Source organism: Streptomyces ossamyceticus, from assembly GCF_001418475.1.
Lineage (GTDB): Bacteria > Actinomycetota > Actinomycetes > Streptomycetales > Streptomycetaceae > Streptomyces > Streptomyces ossamyceticus.
Map to the genome: position 1 here is coordinate 20,917 of NZ_LIQX01000061.1, position 8,694 is coordinate 29,610.

General features: G+C 70.5%; 5 protein-coding genes. 1 reads left to right on the forward strand and 4 read right to left on the reverse strand.

Going from position 1 to position 8,694, the window contains the following annotated elements:
- Window positions 1-110: 110 nt before the first annotated feature.
- Genes AOK15_RS05785 through AOK15_RS05795 form a run of 3 tightly spaced genes read right to left on the reverse strand, consistent with a single transcriptional unit; the run spans window position 111 to window position 3,831 of the window.
- Complete coding sequence (locus tag AOK15_RS05785; protein ID WP_055513460.1) at window positions 111-1,082, reverse strand: carbohydrate ABC transporter permease; 972 nt, start codon at window positions 1,080-1,082, stop codon at window positions 111-113.
- Complete coding sequence (locus AOK15_RS05790) at window positions 1,079-2,119, reverse strand: ABC transporter permease (RefSeq protein ID WP_055513462.1); 1,041 nt, start codon at window positions 2,117-2,119, stop codon at window positions 1,079-1,081. Before AOK15_RS05790 ends, AOK15_RS05785 begins: the two co-directional genes overlap by 4 nt.
- Before the next feature lie 26 nt (window positions 2,120-2,145).
- Window positions 2,146-3,831 carry an extracellular solute-binding protein gene (locus tag AOK15_RS05795; protein WP_055513464.1) on the reverse strand — a complete coding sequence of 562 codons (1,686 nt, stop codon included), beginning with the start codon at window positions 3,829-3,831 and terminating at the stop codon, window positions 2,146-2,148.
- A 374-nt stretch (window positions 3,832-4,205) separates the two neighbouring features.
- Here AOK15_RS05795 and AOK15_RS05800 point away from each other — a divergent pair, with 374 nt between their 5' ends.
- Window positions 4,206-7,064: a glycoside hydrolase family 3 protein gene (locus AOK15_RS05800; protein ID WP_055513465.1), complete on the forward strand. Its 2,859-nt coding sequence runs from the start codon at window positions 4,206-4,208 to the stop codon at window positions 7,062-7,064.
- Window positions 7,065-7,265: 201 nt separating this feature from the next.
- Here AOK15_RS05800 and AOK15_RS05805 read toward each other — a convergent pair.
- Window positions 7,266-8,694 (reverse strand): aldehyde dehydrogenase family protein (locus AOK15_RS05805; RefSeq protein ID WP_055513467.1); only part of this gene is annotated, 1,429 nt, incomplete at its 5' end.

Genomic DNA, 8,694 nt, shown 5'->3' on the forward strand with positions numbered 1-8,694 from the left:
ACAGGCACCCGGTGGTCCTCGGCCGGAAGGCACCCGGCTGCTGAACCCGCCGTGCTCGGCCGGGTGACAGGCACGGCCGAACACGGCGGGGGTCAGGCGGGCGGTGCGGGTCAGCCCTTGATCGCCCCGGTGAGCATGCCCTTCTTGAAGTGCTTCTGAACGAAGGGCGACAGAACGGCGACCGGGAGCAGGGCCATCACCATGACGGCCATCTGGATGGCGAGCGGGGAGAGTTGGCCCGTGTTGATCTGGGCCGCGAGGCCGACGGGGCGTTCCTGCTTCTGGACGAGCTGGATCATGACGTTCTGCAACGGCATCATGTCCTGGTCGGTGAGGTAGATGGACGCGTTGAACCAGGCGCTCCAGTAGCCCACCGCGTAGAAGAGGGCGATGACCGCGAGGACCGCCCTCGACAGGGGCATCACGATCTTCCACAGGATGCGCCAGTCGCCGGCGCCGTCGATGCGGGCGCTGTCGATGAGTTCCGGGGAGATACCCATGAAGAACGACCGCAGGACCAGGATGTTGAAGACGCTCACCGCGCTGGGGAGGATCAGCGCGAGATAGGTGTCGGTGAGGCCGAGGGCCTGGACCAGGAGGTACGTCGGGATCAGGCCCGCGCCGAAGAACATCGTCGCGAGCAGGGTCATCAGGATCCAGCGGTGGCCGAGGGAGCTCGTGCGGGAGAGTCCGTAGGCGCACAGGACCGACACGGTCATGCTGAACAGGGTGCCGACGAGGGTGACGCCGATGCTGACCAGCGCGGCCCGCTGCACCTGGCCGCCGCCGAGGAGTTCCTGGTAGGCGACGAAGGTGACGCTCCTGGGGACGACGACCAGGCCGCCCGCCTCGTCGATGGTCTTCTTCGTCTGGAGGCTGGTGACGACGACGATCCAGAGGGGGAAGAGGATCGCGAAGCAGGCGAGGCCCAGGGCGATGCCCTTGCCCGCGAGTCCCGCCCTGGCGGGTTCCTCCTCCCAGACCGGGCGGGGCGGGGCGGCCCAGCGGCCCGGCCTGCCGGCCGTCCCCCGCCGGTCGGCGGTCCGGGCCTCCTCACCCGCTGTGTCGAGGAGTGCGCTCATTTCTTGTACACCCCCTGCTCGCCCATGAGATGGGCGACCTTGTTGGCGGCCAGGACCAGTGCGAGGCCGACCACGCCCTTGATGAGTCCGGCCGCGGCGGCGTAGCTGAAGTCCTGGTTGCGGATGCCGTTCCACCACACATAGGTGTCGAGGACGTCGGAGGCCTCGACACCTACCGCCTGCCGTTGCAGGAGCAGTTGCTCGAAGCCGACGGTCAGGGCGTCGCCGACGCGCAGCACCAGCAGGAGGGCGATCACCGGGCGCAGGGCGGGCAGGGTGATGTGCCACATGCGCCGCCAGCGGCCGGCGCCGTCCATGGCGGCGGCCTCGTAGAGGTCGTGGGAGACGGAGGACAGCGCGGCGAGAAAGACGATGATGCCCCAGCCGGCGTCCTTCCAGATCATCTCGACCGTGACCAGGTACTTGAAGGTCTCCGGGTTGGTCATCAGGTCGAAGCCGTCGACGCCGTGCTGGCGGAGGGTCTGCGCGATGACGCCCGCCCCGCCGAAGATCTGCATGAACACGGTGACGACGAGGACCCAGGAGAAGAAGTGCGGGAGGTACATGACCGCCTGGGCGACCGCCCGGATCCGGGGCCTGACAATGCTGTTGATGAGCAGCGCGAGCAGGATCGGGACGGGGAAGAACAGGACGAGCTGGAGGAAGAACAGCACGAAGGTGTTCTGCACCGCGTGCCAGAAGTCCGAGTCCGCGAAGATCCGTTCGAACTGCGCGACGCCGACCCAGGGGCTCTGGAAGATGGCGACGAAGCCGTTCTCGCTGAGGTAGGGGTCGTAGTCCTGGAAGGCGACCACGTTGCCGAGGATCGGTATGTAGTTGAAGACCAGGATCAGCAGGACCGCGGGCAGCGTCATCAGGAGCAGGGCGCGGTCACGCTTGAATCTCAGGCGGAGGCTCGGCCTGCCCGCCCGCCGGCCGCCTCGGGGCGGGGGCCCGGTGGTGTCGTCGGACGCCACCGGGGCCGTCTGCGCAGTCTTCGCCTCGGCCCTCGGCCGGGGCACCGTGCTGTGGGACACGGCCTTCTCCTCGTCTCGGCCCCGGGTCAGTTCGCCGAACCGGTGTCGTCGAGCAGCTTCTTGTACCAGTCGCGCAGGTCGTCGCCGCCCTTGCTCTTCCAGTCGGACACCGCCTGCTGGACGTCACTGATCTTCTTGCGCCCGCGCACGGCGTCGTCCTCCAACTGCTCGAAGTTGTCGGCGAGGTTGGCCCAGCGGTTGGGTTCGGTGACGGTCAGCCCGAAGAAGGAGGTCTTCTTGGTGAAGGCGCCCATGCGCTGCTGCCATTCGACGATGCCCTTGGTGACCTCGGGGAAGTCGGGGTAGGCGACGTACGGGGCGGGGTTGCCGGTGTAGTCGTAGGCGCCGTTGACCTCGTTGACGCCCGTGGTGGACTTGACCGGCAGGCCCTTCTTCATGTCGTAGTCCGTGCCCTCGACGCCGTAGGCGGTGAGCATGAACTCCTTGGTGCCGTAGGGCGCGGCGCAGTAGTTGCACAGGGCGAGGAAGTCCTTGATCTGCTGCTTCGACGCCTTCTTGCTGACGAAGGTGAAGATGTTGGCGGGCTGCCCCGCCCACAGGGTGGGGTCACCGCCGTCGGGGCCGAAGAAGTCGAACGCGGCCATGTCGAAGTCGCTCTTCTGGGTGGCCTGTTCGGACACCGAGCCCCACCAGGCGGAGATGTTGTCGTTGAAGACCAGGGACTGACCTGCGGTGAACCGGTTCCGGGCGGTGCCGCCCGCCTTGCCGGAGACCGCGTCCGGGTGGACCACGCCGGCCGCGTAGAGCTTGCGGGTCCACTCCAGGGCTTCGAGGAACTCCTCGGTCTCGACGCGGTTGACCAGCTTGCCGTCGACCATGTTCCACCACAGCGCCTTGTCGCTGCCGGGGAAGACGCCGTAGATGTTGAACGCCGACCACTTCATGTCGTCGCAGGCCCAGACCTTCGACCTGGCGTCGGTGGCCTCCTTCGCCCAGGACAGGAACTCGTCGGGGCTGCCCGGAACGGTGTAGCCCTTCTTCTCGAAGATGTCCCGGCGGTACATGGGCGCGATGTCCGTGACGTACGAGGCGGGCATCGGGATCGCGCGCAGTTGGCCCCCGAAGATGCCGCGCTGCCAGGCCTCGCTGGGCACGGCCGCGAGGTTCGGGTACGCCTTGACCTTGTCCCCGGAGAGATACGGGCCCAGGTCGGCGAACTTGGCGTTGATGGCGCTGGGTATCTTGCCCATCAGGTTCCAGCCGGGCACGACGACCACGTCGGGGATGTCGCTGGAGGCGAGGACCGCGCCGAGCTTCTGGTCGTAGGTGACACCGTCCTGGTTCTGCCAGGTCACCTCGACGCCCACGGCCTCGTTCATCGCGCTGTAGTACGGGTTGTCGCCCTTCGGCGGCGTCCCCCAGAACGGCGCCATGACCTTCAGTCGGCCGCCGCTGCCCAGCTGCTTCGGGACCGAGGTCTTCAGATCGGCCGTGGGGATCGCCTGGGTGAAGCCGGCCGCCGAGCCGTTCTTCGACGGGATGTCGGGCGCCACGACGTTCGACGCCACGAACGTCGGGAGGATCTTCTTGGCGTCCTTGCCCGACGTCGTGCCCTCCTTGCGGCCTTCCTGCGAGCCGCCGCAGGCGGACAGCAGGGGGACGCCCCCCGCCACGACGGCGGTGGCGACCGCCGTGGAGGCGAGGAAGCTTCTCCGGCTCGGAGCGGAGGGGGCGGCGGAGTTCGGCGTCATTGCGTCAACCCTTCATGGCGCACACCAGGACACCCGGCGGTGGCCGTCGGCTGCGGTGTCTGAGTGGAACTGGCTGTGCTGAAGCGATGGAACCCATGACCGGCGGAGGGGAGGGGGAGGCAAGCGAAGCGATCCCTCCGCAGTCGAAGCGCTTCGATGTTGCTGCGAGGTTAAGTGAACGACCGGGGGTGCACAAGGGTCGATTCCCAGATTCCCCGGAGGTACGGACCACTGGCACAGCCCTCCAACGGCGCCTGCATGACGGTGAGGAAACGGATCTGTTGCGCCTTGGTCTCTTGACACCCACCCCACGGTCGAATCAGCATCGAAGCGCTTCGAAAGGCTCGCGCCGCTCCATCGCAAAGGGATCCCACGTGACCGCTCAGACGCCGCCCGTGCCGCCGTTCCGTGATCTGCGGCTGCCGGTCGCGAAGCGCATCGACGACCTGCTCCAGCGGCTCACCCCGGACGAGAGGGTCGCGTTCCTGCACCAGTTCGCGCCCGCCGTCGACCGGCTCGGGGTGGCCGCGTTCCGCACCGGCCAGGAGGCCCTCCACGGGGTGGCCTGGATGGGCCCCGCGACGGTGTTCCCACAGGCCGTCGGCCTCGGCGCCACCTGGAACGAGGACCTCGTCCGCCGGGTCGGCGAGGCGGTCTCCACCGAGGTCCGCGCCATGCGGGCGCGCGACGACCGCGTCGGCCTGAACGTCTGGTCGCCGACGGTGAACCTCCTGCGCCACCCCCTGTGGGGCCGCAACGAGGAGGGCTACTCCGAGGACCCGGCGCTGACCTCGGCGATCGCGACCGCGTACACCCGGGGTCTGCGCGGCGACCACCCCACGTACTGGCGCACCGCCCCCGTCCTCAAGCACTGGCTGGCCCACAACAACGAGACCGACCGCTCCGAGACGTCCTCCTCGGTCCGTCCGCGCGTCCTGCACGAGTACGACCTGCGGGCCTTCCGCTCGACCGTCGAGGCGGGCGCTGTCGCCGGCGTGATGCCCGCGTACAACCTGGTCAACGGCCGCCCCAACCATGTCTCGCCCTACCTGGCGGAGCAGCTGCGCACCTGGACCGACGAGCCGCTGCTGGTCTGCTCCGACGCGGGAGCCCCGTCCAACCTGGTCGACTCCGAGCACTACTTCGACACCCATGAGGAGGCGACCGCCGCGTCGCTGCGCGCCGGCGTCGACAGCTTCACCGACCACGGCACCGACAGCTCGACGATGATCGGGCACATCCGGGGAGCCCGCGACCGGGGCCTGCTGACCGCTGACGACATCGACGAGGCGGTCCGCCGCCAGCTCTCGGTCCGCTTCCGGCTCGGCGAGTTCGACTCCGGGGCCGACCCGTACGCCGACGTCAAGGACTTCGACACCCCCGCCCACCGCGCCCTCGCCCGGGAGGCCGCCGAGCAGGCGATCGTCCTGCTGAAGAACGAGGGCGGTCTGCTGCCGCTCGCCGAGGACACCCGGATCGCCGTCGTCGGCCTTCTCGCCGACGAGTGCAAGCTCGACTGGTACAGCGGCACCCTCCTCCACCGCTCGACCCCGCTGGAGGGCCTCCACGACCGGTTCGGCGTCGAGCGCGTCACGTTCGCGGAGGGCGTGGACCGGGTGAGGCTGCGCACGTCGGGCGGCGCGTACCTGGCCGTCCCCGAGTCCGGCGACACCGCCGAGGCGGTGCGCGGCGCGGAGGGCGCCCTCGACCCGGCGCTCCTCGCCGGCCGTACGGATCTGCCGCCGCTCACCACCGACGCGACCGGCACGGAACTCGCCCTGGTCGACTGGGGCGAGGGCGTGCTCACCCTCCGCGCCCCCGACGGCCGGTACCTCTCGGTCGCCGAGGACGGCCGGGTCCGCGCCGCCGCCGACCAGCCGGGCGGCTGGGTGGTCCAGGAGACGTTCCGCCTGGAACCGCACGAGAACGGTCACCTCCTCAGACACACGGGGACGGGCCGGTACGTCACTGTCGCCGCCGACGGCGTGAAGGTTGCCGACGGGAATCCGGAGGTCTTCGAACTCGTCGTGGCGCAGCCCGGCGAGGAGGCGGTGGCGGAGGCCGCCGCCGGGGCCGACGTGGTCGTCGTGGTCGCCGGCAACGACCCGCACATCAACGGCCGCGAGACCGAGGACCGCGCCACCCTCGCCCTGCCCGCCCACCAGGAGCGCCTGCTGCGCGCGGCCCGCGCCGCCAACCCGAACACCGTCCTGGTCCTGGTCTCGGCCTACCCGTACGCCGTCGACCCGGACGAACTGCCGGCCGTCCTGTGGACCGCGCACGGCGGCCAGGCCGCGGGCACCGCCCTGGCCCGTGTCCTCGCCGGTGACGTCTCCCCCGCCGGCCGCCTTCCGCAGACCTGGTACGCCTCCGACGCGGACCTGCCCGACCTCCTCGACTACGACGTGATCGGCGGCCGCCAGACGTACCTCTACTTCGAGGGCGCGCCCCTGTTCCCGTTCGGCCACGGCCTGTCGTACGGGGAGTTCGCGCACGAGAACCTCGACGCGCGCGTGGAGCAGGGGGACGGCGGCGGCGAGGGCGAGCTGACGGTGTCCTTCACGGTCACCAACACCGGCGTGGTGGCCGCCGACGAGGTCGCCCAGCTCTACGTCCGCGCCGTGGACCCCTCGGTCCCGCGCCCCCGCCGCGAGCTGGCCGGCCACCGTCGCGTCACCCTCGCACCGGGCGCGGCGACCGAGCTGACCTTCCGACTGCCGCTGTCCGTACTGGAGTTCTGGGACGTGGCACACGGCACCCTGCGGCTGGAGCCGGGCTCCTACGAGGTGCTGGTCGGCGCGTCCAGCGAGGACATCCGTCTGCGCACGACCGTCGAGGTCGAGGGCGAACCGCTCACCCCGCGCCCGGTCCGCGAACGCGGCCTGGACGCGGCGGACTTCGACGAGCAACGCGGCACCGAGATCGTGGACCGTACGAAGGTGTCCGGCGACGCGGTGACCCCGCTGGGCGGCACCTCGGGCGAACTGATCTTCAACGGCTGCGACTTCGGGCCGGGCGTCACCGGGATGTCGGTCGAGGTGGCGGGCGGGGGAAGCGTCGAGTTCTCCCTCGTCGGCGGCCCGGTACTGGCGACCCTGACGCTCGACACCCCCACCGGGGACCCGTACGCGTACACCACCCTGCACGCCGCCGTCTCCGCCGCCGGTGCGCACGACGTCCACCTCACACTGCGCGGCCCCCTGCGGCTCGCGCGTGTCGGCTTCTCCGGCTGAGGGTCCGGAAGCAGGCCGACACAGAAGGGGCCCGGCACCGGAAGGCATCGGTGCCGGGCCCCTTCATCCCGGGATCTGACCCCAGACTACATGAAAACGATTGTCAGAAGCTAGGGGTCGGTGTCGCCGGACAGAGGCTCTCAGGGCTTCGGTCCGCGGCCCCAGGGCCGCAATCCGCGGTCTCAGGGCTCCCGTGGGGGCTCAGAGCTGGAGACCGGTCAGCACCAGCACCCGCTCGTAGGTGTAGTCGTCCATCGCGTAGCGCACGCCCTCGCGGCCGACGCCGGACTGCTTGGCGCCGCCGTACGGCATCTGGTCGGCGCGGTAGGACGGGACGTCGCCGATGACCACGCCACCGACCTCCAGGGCGCGGTGGGCGCGGAAGGCGGTCTGCAGGTCGTGCGTGAAGACGCCCGCCTGGAGGCCGTACTTGGAGTCGTTGACGGCGGCGAAGGCCGCTGCCTCCCCGTCCACCTTCTGGAGAGTGAGGACGGGCCCGAAGACCTCCTCGCAGGAGATCGTGACGTCGGCGGGCACGTCGGCGAGGACGGTCGGCGCGTACGAGGCGCCGTCGCGCTTGCCGCCGGTGAGGAGGGTGGCGCCCGCGTCGACGGCCTCCTGGACCCACGTCTCGACCCGCTTGGCGGCGTCCTCGCTGACCAGCGGGCCGACGTCGGTGGCGGCGTCGGACGGGTCGCCGGTGACCTGGGCCTCCACTGCGGCCACGACGCGCGGCAGCAGCCGGTCGTAGACGGACGCGTCCGCGATCACCCGCTGCACCGAGATGCAGGACTGGCCGCCCTGGTAGTTGGAGAACGTGGCGATCCGGTTCGCCGCCCAGTCGAGGTCCTCGTCGGAGGCGTAGTCGGCGAGCACGACCGCCGCGCCGTTGCCGCCCAGCTCCAGTGTGCAGTGCTTGCGCGGCACCGAGTCCATGATCGCGTAGCCGACCTTCTCGGACCCCGTGAAGGAGATGACGGGCAGCCGCTCGTCCCGCACCAGGGCCGGCATGCGGTCGTTGGCGACGGGGAGGATGCTCCACGACCCGGCGGGCAGCTCGGTCTCGGCCAGCAGCTCGCCGATGACGAGGCCGGAGAGCGGGGTGGCCGGGGCGGGCTTCAGGATGATCGGCACACCGGCCGCGATCGCCGGGGCGATCTTGTGGGCGCACAGGTTCAGCGGGAAGTTGAACGGCGCGATGCCGAGGACGACGCCCTTCGGGAAGCGGCGTGTGACGGCGAGCCGCCCCTGACCGCCCAGGTCGGTGTCGAGGCGCTGCGCCTCACCGCCGTTGAACCGGCGGGCCTCCTCCGCCGCGAACCGGAACACGGACACGGCACGGCCGACCTCGCCGCGGGCCCACTTGATCGGCTTGCCGTTCTCGGCGGAGATCAGCTGCGCGATCTCCTCGGTCCGCTCGGCCAGACGCCGGCTGACGTGGTCCAACGCGGCGGCCCGTACGTGCGCCGGGGTCGCCGCGAACTCGTCCCGTACGGCGTACGCGGCGGCGACCGCCTGCTCGACCTGCGCGTCCGTGGGCACGCTCACCGTGCCGACGAGCCGGTCGTCCCACGGTGACGTGACGTCGAACGTGGTCTCACCGTTGGCCTCGCGGCCGGTGTGCCGATCA